This is a genomic window from Marinobacter sp. EVN1, assembly GCF_000475375.1.
GTDB lineage: Bacteria > Pseudomonadota > Gammaproteobacteria > Pseudomonadales > Oleiphilaceae > Marinobacter > Marinobacter nauticus.
Map to the genome: position 1 here is coordinate 42,960 of NZ_AXCB01000029.1, position 18,032 is coordinate 60,991.

The 18,032-nt window shown below is 57.2% G+C and carries 15 protein-coding genes; 10 read left to right on the forward strand and 5 right to left on the reverse strand.

Annotated features, from left to right (window positions below):
* Positions 1-42 precede the first annotated feature (42 nt).
* From Q674_RS33790 to Q674_RS33800, 3 genes are all read right to left on the reverse strand, one after another.
* Positions 43-609 (reverse strand): GspH/FimT family pseudopilin, encoded by a 567-nt coding sequence (locus Q674_RS33790; protein ID WP_023009260.1) that lies wholly within the window; start codon positions 607-609, stop codon positions 43-45.
* 112 nt (positions 610-721) lie between these two features.
* Positions 722-2,110, reverse strand: a complete 1,389-nt coding sequence (locus Q674_RS33795; protein ID WP_023009261.1) for a sigma-54-dependent transcriptional regulator — start codon at positions 2,108-2,110, stop codon at positions 722-724.
* Positions 2,111-2,159: 49 nt separating this feature from the next.
* The gene (locus Q674_RS33800) at positions 2,160-3,806 is read right to left on the reverse strand and encodes a sensor histidine kinase (protein ID WP_023009262.1); all 1,647 of its coding nucleotides are present in this window, start codon (positions 3,804-3,806) and stop codon (positions 2,160-2,162) included.
* Positions 3,807-3,898: 92 nt separating this feature from the next.
* Between Q674_RS33800 and Q674_RS33805 the strand changes: the two genes are divergently transcribed.
* Positions 3,899-5,563, forward strand: coding sequence for an NAD+ synthase (locus tag Q674_RS33805; RefSeq protein ID WP_011784394.1), 1,665 nt, complete (start codon positions 3,899-3,901; stop codon positions 5,561-5,563).
* 8 nt (positions 5,564-5,571) lie between these two features.
* Here Q674_RS33805 and Q674_RS33810 read toward each other — a convergent pair whose 3' ends face one another.
* Positions 5,572-6,405 carry an outer membrane protein assembly factor BamD gene (locus Q674_RS33810; protein WP_011784395.1) on the reverse strand — a complete coding sequence of 278 codons (834 nt, stop codon included), beginning with the start codon at positions 6,403-6,405 and terminating at the stop codon, positions 5,572-5,574.
* A gap of 172 nt (positions 6,406-6,577) precedes the next feature.
* Here Q674_RS33810 and rluD point away from each other — a divergent pair, with 172 nt between their 5' ends.
* From rluD to clpB, 3 genes are all read left to right on the forward strand, one after another.
* On the forward strand, positions 6,578-7,555 hold the full coding sequence (gene rluD, locus Q674_RS33815) for a 23S rRNA pseudouridine(1911/1915/1917) synthase RluD (RefSeq protein ID WP_011784396.1): 978 nt from the start codon (positions 6,578-6,580) through the stop codon (positions 7,553-7,555).
* A gap of 49 nt (positions 7,556-7,604) precedes the next feature.
* Positions 7,605-8,303, forward strand: coding sequence for a peptidoglycan editing factor PgeF (gene pgeF / locus Q674_RS0120855; protein ID WP_227501229.1), 699 nt, complete (start codon positions 7,605-7,607; stop codon positions 8,301-8,303).
* A 174-nt stretch (positions 8,304-8,477) separates the two neighbouring features.
* Positions 8,478-11,057, forward strand: a complete 2,580-nt coding sequence (clpB, locus tag Q674_RS33820; protein ID WP_022992226.1) for an ATP-dependent chaperone ClpB — start codon at positions 8,478-8,480, stop codon at positions 11,055-11,057.
* An 81-nt stretch (positions 11,058-11,138) separates the two neighbouring features.
* On the opposite strand, the gene Q674_RS33825 is transcribed toward clpB, so the two are convergent.
* On the reverse strand, positions 11,139-11,615 hold the full coding sequence (locus Q674_RS33825) for a DUF4124 domain-containing protein (protein ID WP_031210239.1): 477 nt from the start codon (positions 11,613-11,615) through the stop codon (positions 11,139-11,141).
* A gap of 470 nt (positions 11,616-12,085) precedes the next feature.
* Between Q674_RS33825 and Q674_RS33830 the strand changes: the two genes are divergently transcribed.
* The 6 genes from Q674_RS33830 to Q674_RS33855 all read left to right on the forward strand — a co-directional run bounded on the left by Q674_RS33830 (position 12,086) and on the right by Q674_RS33855 (position 17,965).
* Positions 12,086-13,804, forward strand: a complete 1,719-nt coding sequence (locus Q674_RS33830) for an acetolactate synthase 3 large subunit (RefSeq protein ID WP_011784400.1) — start codon at positions 12,086-12,088, stop codon at positions 13,802-13,804.
* A 2-nt stretch (positions 13,805-13,806) separates the two neighbouring features.
* Positions 13,807-14,298, forward strand: a complete 492-nt coding sequence (gene ilvN / locus Q674_RS33835) for an acetolactate synthase small subunit (RefSeq protein ID WP_011784401.1) — start codon at positions 13,807-13,809, stop codon at positions 14,296-14,298.
* 65 nt (positions 14,299-14,363) lie between these two features.
* Complete coding sequence (ilvC, locus tag Q674_RS33840) at positions 14,364-15,380, forward strand: ketol-acid reductoisomerase (RefSeq protein WP_011784402.1); 1,017 nt, start codon at positions 14,364-14,366, stop codon at positions 15,378-15,380.
* A 90-nt stretch (positions 15,381-15,470) separates the two neighbouring features.
* Positions 15,471-16,286 (forward strand): CDP-diacylglycerol--serine O-phosphatidyltransferase, encoded by an 816-nt coding sequence (gene pssA / locus Q674_RS33845; protein WP_011784403.1) that lies wholly within the window; start codon positions 15,471-15,473, stop codon positions 16,284-16,286.
* 87 nt (positions 16,287-16,373) lie between these two features.
* Complete coding sequence (msrP, locus tag Q674_RS33850) at positions 16,374-17,348, forward strand: protein-methionine-sulfoxide reductase catalytic subunit MsrP (RefSeq protein WP_023009265.1); 975 nt, start codon at positions 16,374-16,376, stop codon at positions 17,346-17,348.
* Positions 17,348-17,965, forward strand: a complete 618-nt coding sequence (locus Q674_RS33855; protein ID WP_023009266.1) for a sulfite oxidase heme-binding subunit YedZ — start codon at positions 17,348-17,350, stop codon at positions 17,963-17,965. Before msrP ends, Q674_RS33855 begins: the two co-directional genes overlap by 1 nt.
* Positions 17,966-18,032 lie beyond the last annotated feature (67 nt).

An 18,032-nucleotide genomic window follows, 5' to 3' on the forward strand; every position in this document is an offset into this window, starting at 1 on the left:
TCTGATAAAATGAGACCTCGTACCCGCTATCCCGGTGTGCGATCAGGAACAGACCACGGTGGTGCCCCACGGTAACCTGATGGTTCCGTCCCGGTCTTCGTCATCGAGGCTGCGTAGACGTCCGCCGATATTCAGGGCCAGGTAGCTCATTCTGATATCGTTTGGCTGGGTTCCGGAGCACACCACTATGCTCCCCATTGTGCCGCGGCTCATTCCGGTTGAAGCGAACTGGAAGTAGCCCCGGCCGGCGGTTCGAGTATGGAGTCTCGCCTGGTTGTCGTTGAGGTGGAAAACCTGATGGCTACGCCCATTATCCGGACGCTTGTCGTTGTCGGCGTCAAGGAACACGTGAACCGGTCGGTTCCAGTCGTCGATGCAGGATTGCGCCGGTGTAAGTGGGCATACCGTGATCACTGTCCTGCGGGTGACGGCCAGTGAGCGGGCACTGGCAAACATGCGATGGATCTGATTGACTGTATCCGTGTGGCGCGTTGAGGTGATCAGTTGGGGCCAGGAGACACTGGCCAAGGTAGCCAGAATGGCCATGATAGATAGCGTAAGGGTCAGCTCTATAAGCGTAAACCCGCCACTGCGTATTGTGTAACGCATAGCGAACGTCCTTGTCTGAGGTTATCTGATGAGCTCTGTACATCCTGTTCAGAGCCTGACAATCCTAACCCAGGCCGCTGGCCTGATTCTAAGTACTGAGTCTACTTCTGGATTACTCCATCCCCAGTTTCTTCAACCGGTACCTCAAGGCCCGAAAGCTGATCCCCAGTCGCTTGGCCGCCGCCGTTTTATTCCACCGTGTCGCTTCCAGTGCTTTTTCAATGGCCTGTCTCTCGATGCTTTCCAGATAGCCCTCAAGATCGATCTCACCCTCAGGCACCGGAGCTGCGGCAGCATCCGTTTCTGACTCCGTCTCTCTGGTCGCGGAGGCGGAGCCCGCTGGCACGACACCGCCGCCAAGATGCAGATCTCCGGCATCAATCAGGTCTTCATCGCACAGGGTAAAAGCGCGTTCCAGGATGTTCTCCAGTTCACGAACGTTACCGGGAAACTCGTAGCCTTTGAGTCGTTCGATGGCGGCCGCGGTGAGTTTGGCCGGGTCGCACTCGTATTCCCGCGCTATGCGTTGGAGAATGTGCTCGGCCAGCAGGGGGATATCCTCGGCGCGCTCGCGCAGCGGCGGAACGGCCAGTTCGATGACGTTGATCCGGTAGAACAGATCCTGGCGGAAGTCGCCTTCCTGCACCAGTTCCGGGAGGTTTTTGTGGGTGGCGCTGAGCACCCGGATGTCCACCGGCACTTCTTTGGTATCGCCGACCGGGCGGACGGCTTTCTCCTGGATAGCACGCAGCAGTTTTACCTGCATGGCCAGTGGGAGGTCGGCCACTTCGTCCAGAAACAGGGTGCCACCATCGGCAGAGCGGAACAGGCCCTGCTTGTTCTCGACGGCTCCGGTGAAGCTGCCCTTCTTGTGGCCAAAGAACTCGCTTTCCATCAATTCCGAGGGGATTGCGCCACAGTTCACTGCGATAAAGGGGCCGTCACTTCTGGGGCCTTGCAGGTGAATCATGCGGGCGACCAGCTCCTTGCCGCTGCCGGATTCGCCGCTGATAAACACCGGTGCCTGACTTCTGGCGAGCTTTTTCGTCTGTGTGCGCAGTTTCCGGATTTGCGGCGAGTCGCCCAGAAGCAGGCCGGGCTCATCGGACTCGGCGGTTTCGCCGGTCTGGGGTTCTGACAGCTTCAGAGCGCTGTTGACCAGTTCCCGCAGGCGGGGCAGCTCCACGGGCTTGGATACGAAGTCAAAAGCGCCGGCTTTGAGCGATTCGATAGCCGTGTCCATGCTGCCATAGGCGGTGATCACTGCAACGGGGGTGCAGGGAGTGTGTTGCTGAATCCAGTGAACAAGGTCTATACCATTGCCGTCGGGCAGGTTCATGTCTGTCAGGCAGAGCTGGGGATTGTGCTGCTGCAGTAGTTCCCTGGCGCTGGCCAGATCGGGGGCGGTGTAGGTGGTAATGCCCATCCGGGTGAGGGTGATTTCCAGTAGATCCCGGATATCCGGCTCGTCGTCAACAATCAGCGCTGTCTGTGTAGTCATTCTGTGTCTTCGGTTCCCTGTTGAATTCAAACGCCCGATGGCCAGCTGGTCAGATCATTCGCCCGGGGTGAGCAAACGTTATGCGGAATCGGCACCCCGGCTGTCCGTCATCGACCAGCGAGAGGTGTGCCTGGTTGGCTTCGCATAACTCCCTGGCCAGGTAAAGGCCAAGCCCGGTTCCGCTTTTATCCGTGGTGAAAAAGGGCTCGAATACGGAATGCCGATGCTCGGCACTGATGCCCGGGCCAAAATCCCGAACGTCCACGTAAGCCCGTTTGCCATCGGCCGTGGCGCCCGCAATTAATTGTATCCTGTTTTGCCCGGTCTGCTGTTTGCTGTACCGCAAACCATTGTCGCACAGATTCACCATCACCTGCTCAATCTGGCTCTTGTCGAAACGAGCCTGTGGAATCTGCTCGCTGATATTCAATTCGATCGTGGTGGCCGTTTCCCCATTCACGGTCTGCACGAAATCATCCCGGAACTCGCGAAGCCATTGGCCGACATCTATCAGCTCGGAATTTGCGGTCCGGCGGCGAGAAAGGTCCAGTACATTCTCGATGATGCCATTCACCCGTCGGGAGTGACGGCGAATGATGTCGAGCATGCGAAGATCCCCCTCATCCAGGCTGGGGGATTCTTCCATCAACTGGGCAGCGTGGCTTATGGCGCCGAGAGGATTCCGGATTTCGTGAGCGATGCCAGCCGTTAAGCGTCCGAGTGAGGCCAGCTTCATCTGTTGGGCCTGCTGGGTCACTTTGCTCATGTCTTCAATAAACACCAGAATCTGGTCGCCCCGCTCCTGGTCCAGTTGCGTGAAGTTGGCCTGCAAAAGCGGTGAGGTAGACGACGCCTGAAAGGGTTCAATCCGCATGTTGGGGTTTTTCAGCCAGCTTTCGAGCCCCTGCCTGAGCGGTTTAGGCAGTAGCCTTGCACGGGGCTCCAGATCTTCTCCATCGGCGCTCACACCGAACAGCAGTTCTTCGGCGGCGGCGTTGGCAAGCCGAATCTGGCCGAAACGATCAAGCACCAGGATGCCGGTACGCATGCGCTGGATGATCTGCTGGTTGATCTGTTCCAGTTCCTGAATGCTCCGTGCCCGGCTGCTGGCCAGGGCTTCGCTTCGGATCATCCGTTTTGAAATGCCCTGCAGGACAAAAGCCGCGGCAAAGTAGAGTATGCCCAGAGAACCCGCCCGGACAATGTCGTCGGCGGTTTCATTGATGGCGAGTACCGCCCAGCCGGAGATGCCGAGAGAGCAGATGGCAGCCAGTGCCGCGTAGAAGGTACCTATCCGGCTTGGTGTCAGAATATTGCCCGCCGCCACCGAAATGATAACCAGGTTGGCCAGGCCATTAGTGATACCGGTGCTGGCCAGTAACAGTCCATGCATTACCAGTATGTCGATCAGAATGGAGAGCGTGATATGCCGCTGTCTTGGCTGAAAGCCGGCAAGCAGTAGCAGTGCGGTAAAGCCATTGATTGCCAGGTAGGTAACCACGCCCGCCTGGTAGTACTCCAGCCAGCGGAACTTGCTGTCGGTGGTGAATGGATCGAAGAGCAGCAAGCCCAGCAGCATCAGGCTGATGACCACGCGATAATGATTGTAGATCCGGAACAGCCTTCCCTGTTGCTGCTTGGCCGGCGGCCCGAAAGCAGAGCGCTTGCTGTCTTTGTCGGCAGTGTCTTGAGCCATGGAGCGAGTCATCTGTCTGTGTGCGGGAGAAATCTTTGTTGTTGACGGGTTATAATAGCCTTTTAACGGCAACAAGTTACAGGAGCCAGTCCATGCCGGAAGCCGGTCAAACATCCCAGAGCCAGAACGCCGTCAGAAAACTCCGCGTTGTTATGGCGCAACTGGATTTCCTGGTTGGAGATATTCCGGGCAATACCGATCTGATTCTGGAGGCAACCCAGCGGGCCTGGGCGGAGCATCAGGCCGATATCGTTGTCTTTCCGGAGCTGTGCCTGACCGGTTACCCGCCGGAGGATCTCCTGTTGCGCCCGAGTCTGGACCTTCGCGTGCGCGAAGCACTGGAAAAGCTGCAAAGTGCGGCACTGCCTCCGGCGATGGTCATCGGGGCTCCTATTCGCTCTGGAGGGTTGCTATATAACGCGGCGCTGGTGATTGAAGCCGGTCAGATTCGCGGTCGCTACTTCAAACGCTTCCCGCCGAACTACCAGGTTTTTGACGAAAAGCGCTATTTCGCCGAAGGTTCCGACACGCTGGTGCTCGACATTAAAGGCCAGCCCGTCGGTATTACCGTGTGTGAGGATCTCTGGAAAGATGGCCCGCTCGAGGATGCCGCCGCCGCGGGTGCCCGGCTTATCCTTAATCTCAATGCCTCGCCCTACGATATCGATAAACAGGCCCGTCGCAAGGCTTTGCTCGAGCGCAAGTCCCGGGAGAACCGGGTCAGCATCGTCTACGTGAACCTGGTGGGCGGTCAGGATGAGCTGGTGTTTGATGGCGGCTCCATGGCGTACGACCACTCGGGTGGGCTGTCTGCGGAGGTGCCTCAGTTCGAGGAGGGGCTGTACCCGGTGGATTTCCTGTGCGAGCACCATTGTCAGCCGATTTCTCGGCCGTTACCGCCAGAACCGCAGCTGGAAGCCAATGTCTACAACGCCCTGGTGACCGGCGTACGGGATTACGTGAACAAGAATGGTTTCAGGTCGGTAGTACTGGGCCTGTCCGGCGGCATCGATTCGGCAGTTACACTGGCGGTTGCGGTGGATGCCCTGGGCAAGGAGCGTGTGCGCGCGGTGATGATGCCGTTCCGGTATACCTCCAGCATCAGCCTGGAAGATGCCGAAGCCGAGGCCACCGCTCTGGGTGTGCAGTATGACGTGTTCTCCATTGAGCCCATGTACGATGCCTTCATGGCGGCGCTGGCAGAACCGTTTGCGGGCACAAAGCCGGATACCACTGAGGAAAACCTTCAGGCTCGTCTGAGGGGGGTGCTGCTCATGTCGCTGTCCAACAAGTTTGGCTCGTTGGTGCTCACGACTGGCAACAAGAGTGAAATGGCGGTTGGCTATTCCACGCTATACGGTGACATGGCCGGTGGCTTTGATGTTCTGAAGGATGTGCCGAAAACGCTGGTTTTCCGGCTGGCGCGCTACCGCAATACCCTGTCACCAGTGATTCCGGAGCGGGTGATTACCCGCCCGCCCTCAGCCGAGCTGGCGCCAGACCAGAAAGATGAGGACAGCTTGCCGGGCTATGACGTGCTGGATCAGATTCTGAACCTATACGTGGAGCGCGATTACAGTGCTGATGCTATCGTCGCGGAAGGGTTTGAGCGCGAGGATGTGGACAGGGTGGTCAGGCTGGTTGATATCAATGAATACAAGCGGCGCCAGGCCCCCATCGGTGTTCGTATTACCGAACGGGGCTTTGGCAAAGACAGACGCTATCCCATTACCAATGGCTGGAAGAGCGGGAAGTAATCCCGCTCTTACTCATCCCCCATCAGACCGAAGGTCACCACGTTGGTCAATGACCGGTTCTGGCGGCGAAGAAGATCTGATTCGTACTCACCGTTGTCATTGAAGGCGTCGCTGTTCGGGAAGTTTTTTCTCAGCGTGGCAATGGCATCGTTGGCGCCCTTTTTCAGCTCCAGAAAGCGGAAGGTATCCGCCATGATCATCAGAGCCTCTTCCACTGAAGGCGAAGACGGGTAGTTCTCCACTACGTAGCGAGCACGGTTGTTGGCGGCCACGTAGGCTTCACGTTTGATGTAGTAACGGGCAGCGTGCAGTTCCAGTTCGGCCATTCGATTGCGGATGGCGATCATACGCTGGCGGGCGTCCAGAGCGTAGTCACTGTCCGGAAACCGGTTGAGCAACTGTGAGAAATCGCGGAACGCCTGCAATTGCTCGCCGGGATTGCGTGCGGCCGCATCAACAGGGAAATAGCGTGTGGCCAGTCCCAGGTCCAGATTATAGGAGGCGAGCCCTCTCATGTAGAGCGCGTAGTCCAGATGCTCACTCTGCGGATTCAGGCGAATGAAGCGGTCGGCGGCAGCCCGGGAACCTTCAAGGTCGAGGTTCTGGTAACGGGCAAAGATCAGATCGAGCTGGGCCTGTTCGGCATAACGGCCGAATGGATAATAGGTTTCCAGGGCATCCAGGTTCTGTTCGGCTTCGTTGAAGTTGCCCGAGTTCATGGCCTCACGGGCATTCTCGTAATAGGTTTGTTCCGGCAGGACTTCCACCTCCTTCTGGGACGCACAGCCGGCGGCCAGCGCAAAAAGTGTGGAAAGTAGCAGTAATCGAACGACTGATCTCATGCCGGAATCCCGTATAATGTTCAGAACTTGTGGTTGGATTGGTCATTGTAACGGGGAAGGCTGTCTGTGTGCAGTGTTTCCCGATATTGGCACCAGAATCTGACCGAAACGTAACATCGCCGCCTGTCCGGCGGCCGTCTGCGCCAGAAACCAACGGCGAAAACGAGGCTGAATGACTTCCGAAAACCGAATTACCGGCCAATTTACCGTACCGCCGGAGCTCAGCGATAAACGGCTGGACCAGGCGGCGGCGGAACTGATGCCCGAGCATTCCCGCTCCCGCCTGCAGTCCTGGATCAAGAGCGGAGCCCTGACGGTGAATGGAAAATCCCGTAAGCCGCGGGACAAGGTAATGATGGGCGATTCCCTGGCTCTCGATGCTGAGCCGGAAGTGCAGGTGACCTGGGAAGCAGAACCCATCAGCCTGGATATCGTCTACGAAGATGAGCATTTGCTGGTGATTAACAAGCCGGCCGGGTTGGTGGTGCACCCAGCGGCCGGCCATACTGATGGCACGCTGGTGAACGCCCTGCTGAATTACGCGCCGGAAGTGGAAAACCTGCCGAGGGCAGGTATTGTTCACCGCCTGGACAAGGATACCTCCGGCATCATGGTGGTGGCCCGCAGCCTGATTGCACATACCTCCCTGGTAGACCAGTTGCAAACGCGCACGATGGGGCGGGAGTATGAGGCCGTGGTGGTGGGCGCGCTGACCGGTGGTGCAACAGTTGACGCACCTATTGGCCGTCATCCGCAGGATCGTAAACGCATGGCCGTGGTTTCCAGTGGCAAACCGGCGGTCACCCATTACCGTCTGCTGGAGCGTTTTGCCGCGCATACCCTGGTTCGTTGCAAGCTGGAAAGTGGCCGCACCCATCAGATCCGTGTGCACATGGCGCATGTGCGCCACCCGCTGGTTGGTGATCCTGCCTACGGTGGGCGTCTGCGGTTGCCCAAAGGCACTACAGAGGAGCTTCGGGATGTACTGGCTGCGTTCACCCGGCAGGCCCTGCATGCGAGACAGTTGACCCTTGAGCATCCGGAAACGGGTGAGATTCTGAGCTGGGAGGTGCCGCTACCAGAGGATATGGTTCACCTGATCGAAGCTCTGCGCAAACACGCCCGTGAGCTGGAAGAACGTGATTTCTGACAATTACATCCTGAGGCCGAGTTGGTCCGCACCGGGGGCGGTGCAAGCCATGTGCACGACTCGCAAGGGAGGCGTCAGTGAGGCGCCGTGGAGTTCGCTCAACCTCGGGGATCATGTCGGGGATAGCCCTGAATCTGTCGCCGAAAACCGGCAGCGCCTGGCCCGCTTCACGGGGTTAGAGGTGGATCGGATTGGCTGGTTGAATCAGGTGCATGGTACGAGGGTGGTCGAGCTTACACCCGACAACGCCAAGCAGGTTCCGGAAGCAGATGCCAGTTTCACCCGATTTCCCGGCCTTGGTTGTGTCATTCTGACTGCCGACTGCCTGCCCGTGGTGATTGCTGATTCCGATGGAACCGTAGTGGGGGCTGCTCACGCCGGCTGGCGCAGCCTCAGCGGAGGCGTGCTGGAAAACCTGGTCAGTGCGATGGCGGTTGAGCCTGACAAGCTTTTGGCCTGGCTGGGTCCCGCCATTGGCCCCGACAGTTTCGAAGTTGGTCCGGAGGTGTGCGAAGCGTTTGTCCGGCATAGCCCGGTGGCTGAGAACGCCTTTAAAACCAGGGGGGCTCGCCCGGGCCATTTCATGGCCGATATCTACAGCCTGGCAGCCCTGCGCCTGCATCAGGTTGGTGTCTCGGCGGTCGCTGGCGGTAGCCTGTGCACCGTTCAGGATCGGGAATGGTTCTTTTCCTATCGCCGGGATGGTCAAACCGGCCGTATGGCGACCCTGGTCTGGTTAAAATCCTGAACTCCTGATTGCTCTCCCTGATGTGTTAACTGACAGCCGTCAAATTTCTGACGAATTGAGGTCGGCTCAACTTGAACTCCCCCCACTTGCCCCTACATTAAGTTTCAAAGCAATCGGAATATCCGCACCACAGGGTTGATCGGTATTCACTACGAATCTTGGGGATAAGAACACATGAGAATCGACAAGCTCACCAGCAAACTGCAAACCGCGTTGGCGGATGCGCAGTCCATCGCGGTTGGCAAAGACCATAACTTCATCGAGCCCGTGCATCTGATGCAGGCCCTGCTGGACCAGCAGGGAGGCTCCATTAAACCGCTGCTCAAACAAGTGGGGGTCGAGCCCGGCCGGGTACGGCAGGCCGTGGCGAAGGAAATTGAGAACCTGCCGGAAGTTCAGGGCAATGCCGGCGATGTGTCCATGTCGAACGACATGGGTCGACTGTTCAACATTTCCGACAAGCTGGCCCAGAAGCGGGGTGACCAGTTCATATCCAGTGAGCTGGTTCTGCTGGCGGCGGTTGAAGACCGCGGTTCGCTGGGGCGCATTCTGCGAGAGCAAGGCGTTGACAAGGCGGCGCTGGAAAAGGCGATTGACGAAGTGCGTGGGGGAGAGTCGGTGAATGATGCGGGCGCTGAGGAAAACCGTCAGGCGCTTTCAAAGTACACCATTGATCTTACCGAGCGGGCTGAAGCCGGTAAGCTGGACCCGGTAATCGGTCGCGACGACGAAATCCGTCGCACCATTCAGGTACTGCAACGCCGGCGCAAGAACAACCCCGTGCTGATCGGTGAGCCTGGTGTGGGTAAAACCGCGATTGTTGAGGGGCTGGCCCAGCGTATCGTCAACGGCGAGGTGCCCGATGGCCTGAAGGACAAGAAAGTACTGTCGCTGGACATGGGCGCATTGATTGCCGGCGCCAAGTTCCGGGGTGAGTTTGAGGAGCGCCTGAAGGCAGTGCTTAACGAGTTGTCGAAACAGGAAGGCCAGATCATCCTGTTCATTGACGAAATCCACACCATGGTAGGCGCCGGGAAAGCCGAGGGTTCGATGGATGCCGGAAACATGCTGAAGCCGGCGCTGGCCCGAGGTGAGTTGCACTGTGTCGGCGCCACCACGCTGAATGAGTACCGGGAGAATATTGAAAAAGATGCAGCACTGGAACGCCGTTTCCAGAAGGTGTTGGTCAGTGAGCCCAGCGAGGAGGATACCATTGCCATCCTGCGTGGGCTGAAAGAGCGTTATGAGGTTCACCATGGGGTTGAGGTAACGGATGGCGCCATCATCGCGGCCGCCAAGCTGTCTCATCGATATATTACCGATCGTCAGTTGCCGGATAAGGCCATTGACCTGGTGGATGAAGCGGCCAGCCAGATCCGTATGGAAATGGACTCCAAGCCTGAGGCTCTGGATCGTCTGGAGCGCCGGCTGATTCAGCTCAAGATTGAGCGGGAAGCCCTGAAAAAGGAAACCGACGCAGCCTCTAAGAAGCGGCTGGAAGAGTTGTCTGCCGTTATCGGCAACGTTGAGCGCGAATACGCCGACCTTGAGGAAGTCTGGAACACTGAAAAGGCGGCTCTGCATGGCTCCCAGAAGATCAAGAGCCAACTGGAGCAGGCCAGGATTGACCTGGAGAATGCCCGCCGTGCAGGGGATCTGGGCAAGATGTCCGAGCTGCAGTACGGCAAGATCCCGGAGCTGGAGCGCCAACTGGATATGGCCAGCCAGGCGGAAATGATGGAAATGAAGCTGTTGCGCAACCGGGTCACGGATGAAGAAATTGCGGAAATCGTTTCAAAGTGGACCGGGATTCCGGTATCCAAGATGCTGGAGGGGGAGCGCGACAAGCTGATGCGCATGGAGGAAGCCCTCCACGATCGGGTCATTGGCCAGGATGAGGCCGTGGAAGCGGTATCCAATGCGGTGCGCCGGTCCCGGGCTGGACTGTCGGATCCGAATCGTCCCAATGGTTCTTTCTTGTTCCTTGGGCCGACCGGGGTGGGGAAGACCGAGTTGTGCAAGGCGCTGGCAAACTTCCTGTTCGATACCGAAGAGGCCATGGTTCGCATCGATATGTCGGAATTCATGGAGAAGCACTCGGTCGCCCGTTTGATTGGTGCGCCTCCCGGATATGTGGGGTATGAAGAGGGTGGCTACCTGACCGAGGCCGTGCGTCGCAGGCCCTACTCGGTTCTGCTTCTGGATGAGGTTGAAAAGGCGCACCCGGATGTCTTCAACATCCTGCTTCAGGTGCTGGATGATGGGCGTCTGACCGATGGTCAGGGCCGCACGGTCGACTTCCGCAACACAGTGGTGGTGATGACCTCAAATCTGGGTTCCCACATCATTCAGGAGAAGGCCGGAGAAGAGAACTACGAAGACATGAAGTCGGCGGTGATGGAAGTGGTTGGCACTCATTTCCGGCCGGAGTTCATTAACCGTGTGGATGAAGTAGTGGTGTTCCATCCGCTGGCGGAGTCCCAGATTCAGGGCATTGCCCGCATCCAGATCGAGAATCTGGCTCGTCGCCTGAAGGATCAGGATATGAAACTGGAACTCGGAGACGACGTCATGCAGTTGCTGGCGGAAGTCGGGTACGACCCGGTTTATGGTGCCCGGCCGCTGAAGCGGGCGATTCAGCGCATGATCGAAAATCCGCTGGCGCAAAAGCTGCTTCAGGGTGCGTTTGTGCCCGGCGATATCATTCGCGCAACGGTGCAGGAAGACCGGTTGGTATTCAGCAAGAACGGCTGACGAGGGAACTACAGTTGCTGATTTAAAAAAGGGCGGAAGACACGAGTCTCCGCCCTTTTCTGTTATCCGAACCCCTAGGGTTTAACGCGGGCTGCTGCCACCTTGTTCCGGGCCGCAGTTTTCGTCTGCGATTTCCTGGAATTTCTGGCGCTGCTGCGCAATTTCCTCGGGACTCAGATACCGAGATTCACCGTTCTCCTCCACCCGGATACGAGCGTTGTTATTGATCACCTCAAGATTGGAGCGAGCTGTGCCGCAGTTGGCCTCGCGCTGCTTCCGGCGAGCTTCTTCAACCGCGGATTCTTCTCGTTGCTGCTGCTCTGCCGCTTGTTGTTCCTGCAGTTCGTCCAGCTGTTCCTGTGCGCTTCGGCGCTGAACACCAGCGCCCTGACTGGTGCCGGAACGAACGTTGACCTGCTCGGCGTTACGGCCGGTTGGCTGTCGGTCGCCAAAGTGTGTTACGCCGTTCTCGTCTGTCCACTTATAGACCGAAGCGCTGGTTGCAAGGCCGGGTGCGGCCGCCATCAATACCGTCAGCAATAATATTTTTCGGTTCATGTCTCTGCTCGTCACTTGGTTACTGCCTGTGGCTATCATGCCATCGGATGGCTGGATTTTCCTGTCTCTGGTTCAAAATCTTGCACGCAGTTTTGCACAGTATGGCAGAGAGAGGCGAATTCGGCGGTAATTAAGCCACAGCGCCTATTGACAGCGAGTTTCCCGCTGTCAGAATTACCGATTGCCTGAAGACTGGGGTCAATACGGCAGGCAATCCCGAGCGAGTATCCCCCGTTAATCACCACACTGCGTTCGCCAGCGTCTGGCGGGCCTTGGTTGTTGCTTACGTGCAACCCGTTGATTGGCCGTTCTCCGCAACCCTCAGGAGGGCGGCTGGCCAGGAGACAACCTCTTTAGTTTTGGTGTGGAGGAGTACGCCGGTTCCGCTTTCACAAGAAGCAGGGAAACCGAGAATCCAGGCAACCGGGGCGTAACCCGGCTCATTCACTCGTAGAAGAGGGTAGAAAATCGTGGAGTTATTGTCTGGCGCCGATATGCTGATCCGCTCCCTGCAGGATGAAGGGATCGAATACATATACGGCTATCCGGGTGGTGCAGCCCTTCATATTTATGATGCGCTGTTCAGGCAGGACAAAGTCAAGCATATTCTGGTGCGGCACGAACAGGCGGCGGTCCACATGGCCGACGGCTATGCCCGTGCAACCGGAAAACCAGGTACCGTACTGGTGACCTCGGGTCCTGGAGCCACCAACACCATTACCGGCATTGCCACCGCGTTCATGGATTCCATCCCCATGGTGGTTCTGTGCGGCCAGGTTGCATCCACCCTTATTGGTGAGGATGCCTTCCAGGAAACCGATATGATCGGTGTTTCCCGTCCGGTGGTTAAGCACAATCTGAGCGTTCGTCACCCCGAGGAAATCCCTGAGGTAATCCGCAAGGCATACTACATCGCTGCTACCGGTCGTCCCGGTCCGGTTGTGGTTGATATCCCGAAGGATATGACCACACCGAATGAGCGCTATGAGTACTCCTATCCCAAGAAGGTCAAGCTGCGCTCCTATAACCCGGCGGTTCGTGGCCATGCCGGTCAGATCAAAAAAGCCGTCGACATGCTGATGGCGGCCAAACGCCCGGTCATCTATGCCGGCGGCGGTGTGATCCTGGGCAAGGCTTCCAGCCAGTTGACCGAGCTGACCCGGACCCTGGGCTTCCCTATCACCAACACCCTGATGGGCATCGGTTGCTATCCGGCGACTGACAAACAGCACCTGGGCTGGCTGGGTATGCACGGTACCTATGAAGCCAACATGGCGATGCACCATTCAGATCTGATTCTCTGTGTGGGCGCGCGCTTTGATGATCGCGTGACCAACGCCACCGAGAAGTTCTGCCCGGGCGCGCGCATTATTCATATCGATATCGACCCGGCATCTATCTCAAAGACCATAGATGCAGACGTGCCCATTGTCGGCCCGGTGGATGCGGTACTGAAAGAAATGCTGTCGCTGGTAAAAGAATCCAGGGACAAGCCGGATGCCGAGGCGCTGGCATCGTGGTGGAAGCAGATTGAAGAGTGGCGCGCGTTCCACGGCATGCGTTACGAGACCAGCCCGGATGTAATCAAGCCCCAGGAAGTGGTCGAGATGCTCTGGAAGCTCACCAATGGTGATGCCTTCGTAACCACCGATGTAGGTCAGCACCAGATGTTTGCTGCCCAGTACTACAAGTTCGACAAGCCGAACCGATGGATCAACTCCGGTGGCCTCGGCACCATGGGCTTCGGCCTGCCGGCCGCCATGGGCATCAAACTGACCCATCCGGAAGATGAAGTGCTGTGCTTTACTGGTGAAGGCAGTATCCAGATGAATATCCAGGAACTGTCCACCTGCAAGCAGTACGATCTGCCGGTGAAGATCATCAACCTGAATAACCAGGCTCTGGGCATGGTCAAGCAGTGGCAGGACATGAATTACGAGTCCCGCCATTCCCAGTCTTACATGGAGTCTTTGCCGGACTTCATCAAGCTGGCGGAAGCGTATGGTCATGTGGGTGTGCGCATTGATCGCAAGGAAGACCTGGAGCCCAAGCTCAAGGAAGTCCTGGCCATGAAAGACAAACTGGTGTTTGTCGATATCTATGTGGACCGCTTTGAGCATGTCTATCCCATGCAGGTCGCTCGAGGATCCATGAAAGACATGTGGCTCAGCAAAACGGAGAGGGTGTGATCATGCGTCGAATCATTTCTGTTTTGCTGGAAAACGAACCCGGCGCACTGTCTCGTGTGGTTGGCCTGTTTTCGCAGCGCAACTACAACATCGAAACCCTGACCGTAGCGCCCACGGAAGACGAAACCCTGTCTCGCCTGACTGTCACCACGACAGGTTCCGACAAGGTTATCGAGCAGATCACCAAGCAGCTGAACAAGCTGATCGAAGTGGTCAAGCTGGTGGATCTGACCGAGGGCGCTCACATCGAGCGGGAGCTGATGCTGGTCAAGCTCAAGGCAACCGGATCCCAGCGTGCCGAGATCAAGCGCACGGTGGATATCTTCCGTGGCCAGATTGTGGATGTCACCAGTTCTGTCTACACCGTGCAGCTTGCCGGCGACAGTGAAAAGCTGGACGGCTTCATTCAGGCGGTGGGCACTTCGGGTGTTCTGGAAGTTGTTCGCACTGGTGTATCTGGCATTGCCCGGGGCGAAAAGGTGCTCAGCCTGTAAGGGCTGCCGAAACAAATCGAAAATCATGGCCCCCGAGGGGTCAGTACATATAATAGAGGTTTCTCATGCAGGTTTATTACGATAAGGATTGCGATCTTTCCATCATCCAGGGCAAGAAAGTTGCCATTCTCGGCTTCGGCTCCCAGGGTCACGCTCATGCGTGTAACCTGAAGGACTCCGGTGTAGACGTGGTTGTTGGTCTGCGTGCCGGTTCATCCTCCATCGCCAAGGCTGAAGCCTATGGACTGAAGACCAGCGATGTGGCTTCTGCCGTTGCATCTGCAGACGTGGTCATGGTTCTGACGCCGGACGAGTTCCAGGCCCAGCTGTACCGTGAGGAAATCGAGCCGAACCTGAAGCAGGGCGCTACCCTGGCCTTCGCTCACGGTTTTGCGATTCACTACAACCAGATCGTTCCGCGCAAAGATCTGGACGTGATCATGGTTGCTCCGAAAGCTCCGGGCCACACTGTGCGCACCGAGTTCACCAAGGGCGGTGGTATCCCTGACCTGATTGCGATCTTCCAGGACGCGTCCGGCAACGCCAAGAATGTAGCTCTGTCCTACGCCAGCGGCATCGGCGGCGGCCGTACCGGTATCATCGAAACCACCTTCAAGGACGAAACCGAAACCGATCTGTTCGGTGAGCAGGCGGTTCTGTGCGGTGGTGCGGTTGAGCTGGTTAAAGCCGGCTTCGAAACCCTGACCGAAGCAGGCTACGCTCCGGAAATGGCGTACTTCGAGTGTCTGCATGAGCTTAAGCTGATTGTTGACCTGATGTACGAAGGCGGTATCGCCAACATGAACTACTCCATCTCCAACAACGCCGAGTACGGTGAATACGTAACCGGCCCGGAGGTGATCAACGAGCAGTCCCGCGAAGCCATGCGTAACGCACTGAAGCGCATCCAGAGTGGTGAATACGCCAAGATGTTCATCTCTGAAGGCGCATTGAACTACCCGTCCATGACCGCTCGCCGTCGCCAGAATGCGGCTCACGAGATCGAAACCGTGGGCGAGAAGCTGCGTTCCATGATGCCTTGGATTTCCGCGAACAAGATCGTGGACAAAGACAAGAACTGATCCGGATTTTCGGTAAGGATTGGAAACGCGGCCCCTTGTGGCCGCGTTTTTCGTTTATACTCCGCCCAAATGCTTTCCGGAGTTTATGGAATGACTGAAGAAAAGAATACCGTGGAAAAATCAGAAACCAGGAAAGCCGCAGATCCGGAAATTGAGCCCGGTGAAGTGGTTGAAGAGGAGCTTGTTGAGGGGGCCAAGGTTCGTCGCAAAGGCATTTACCTACTTCCCAACGCGCTGACGACAGCCTCTCTGTTCTCTGGATTCTATGCGATTGTTTCTGCCGCCAATGGTGTGTTCGACAATGCAGCCATCGCCATTTTCGTGTCCATGATTCTGGATGGACTGGATGGCCGTGTCGCCCGGATGACGAATACTCAGAGCAAATTCGGTGAGGAATACGACAGCCTTGCCGACATGGTGGCCTTCGGTGTTGCGCCCGGCCTGGTGGCGTTTTTCTGGTCCCTCAACGGATTGGACAAAGTGGGCTGGGTGGTTACGTTCATCTACGTGGCCGGCGCAGCATTGCGGTTGGCCCGGTTCAATACCCAGATCGGCTCCGTGGACAAAAAATACTTTGTGGGCCTGCCCAGTCCATCGGCAGCTGCCTGTGTTGCGGGGCTGGTGTGGTGTTTCCACAGTTTCGAGCCATCGTCCTGGCTGACGTTGCTGACAATTATCGTTGTGGCCGGAACCGGTGTGCTGATGGTCAGCAATATTCTCTACCGCAGCTTCAAGGATCTCGATCTTCGAGGTCGGGTGCCTTTTGCGGCGATACTTCTGGTCGTCCTGGTGTTTGTGGTGATCGCCCTTGATCCCGCCACCGTACTGTTCACCGGGTTCCTGATTTACGCACTTTCCGGTCCGGTTCGGGCTCTGTTCCGTCGCAAGCCGGCCCGCGCCCGGTAGGACTTGCCCCTCGGCCGAGTGAATCGGCCGGGAATTTTCTCGGGAACCTCCGGTCAGTTACCTCAAGTAATGAATTGGAGATTTCCGATGCTTATCAAGCGCCGCCCGTCGTGGGCCCTGTCAGAATCTGCAGTGACGCCTGAATCCGTCTACCTGAACCGGCGGAAATTCATGGCCGGGACGATGGCATCCGCTGCGGCGCTGACCATGCCGGCCCTTCTCAGGGCGGAGGAGGGCGGAATTCCTGGCGACGCCCTGCAGTATAAGGCCATGCCGGCGTTTTCTACCGACGAAAAGAAAGCGCCTTACCCCGCGATTACTTCCTACAACAATTTCTATGAATTTGGCACGGATAAGGGCGATCCTGCGCGCTATGCCGATGCCATGTCGGTCGACCCCTGGTCTGTATCTGTCGAAGGTGAATGTGCAAAGACAGGCGCCTATGCGCTGGAAGATCTGCTGAAGCCTCACCAGTATCAGGAGCGTATTTACCGGTTGCGTTGTGTGGAAGCCTGGTCGATGGTGATTCCGTGGGTCGGAGTGCCGTTGGCCGAAGTGCTCGCCAGTCTGGAGCCGACGTCAAAAGCCAAATACGTCTACTTCGAAACCCTTCACGATCCGGACCAGATGCGTGGGCAGCGCTCGATGTTCAGCGTGATTGACTGGCCCTACCGGGAGGGGCTCCGGATGGACGAGGCCATGAACGAGTTATCGTTTCTGGCCATTGGTTTGTACGGCAAGACCCTGCCAAACCAGAATGGTGCGCCGATCCGCCTGGTTGTGCCGTGGAAATATGGCTTCAAGAGCATCAAGTCGATCGTCCGTATCCGCTTCATGGAGGAGCGACCCAAAACCAGCTGGGAGATGATTGCGCCTGAAGAGTATGGCTTTTATGCCAACGTGAATCCGGAAGTGGATCATCCGCGCTGGAGTCAGAAGCGTGAGCGTCGCCTGCCCTCTGGTTTGTTGAGTCCGAATTGGATCGAGACGGTGAAGTTTAACGGCTATGGTGAACAGGTCGCTCATTTATACAAGGGCATGGATCTTTCCAGGTATTATTGATGGCATCCAAGGCTTCTCGTCAATTTCCCTATACTCCGGTTAAAGCCCTGGTTTCTCTGACCAGCCTGATTCCGCTCGCGTTGATCGGGTGGGACATCCAGAGCGGTAATCTGGGGCCTGATCCAGGCCAGACCATTACGGAAGCGCTGGGTATCGCAGCGTTCCAGTTTCTGCTGATAACCCTGTTGATCTCACCATTGCGAAAAATCACAGGTTGGGCCGGTTGGCTCCGTTTTCGCAGGATGCTGGGGTTATATGCTTTTTTCTACGCGGCTTTGCATGTGCTCGCCTTCCTCCAGTTCATCCTTGGATGGTTTGATCTATGGGCAACCTTTACCAAGCGCCCCTACATCATCGCGGGTGGCTTAGCGTTCCTGTTAATGGCGCCGCTGGCGGCGACCTCGACCAGGGGCATGATGAAGAGGATGGGGCGCGGCTGGAAACCGTTACATCGCCTTATCTACAGCTCGGCACTCCTGGCCTGGGTTCATTTTCTGTGGCAGGCGCGCAGCGACGTGACCGAAATGATGATCTATGGCCTGGTGCTGGCTGTTTTATTGGGTGCCCGGGTGTACTGGTCAGGTTTTTCCACGCTCATTCCTCTGAGAAGAGCGTGATTTTGATCAACGCCTGAGCGTTTTGGTGGGTATTTGATCGCTGGCGTAGGTGGAAACCGAAGCCCGG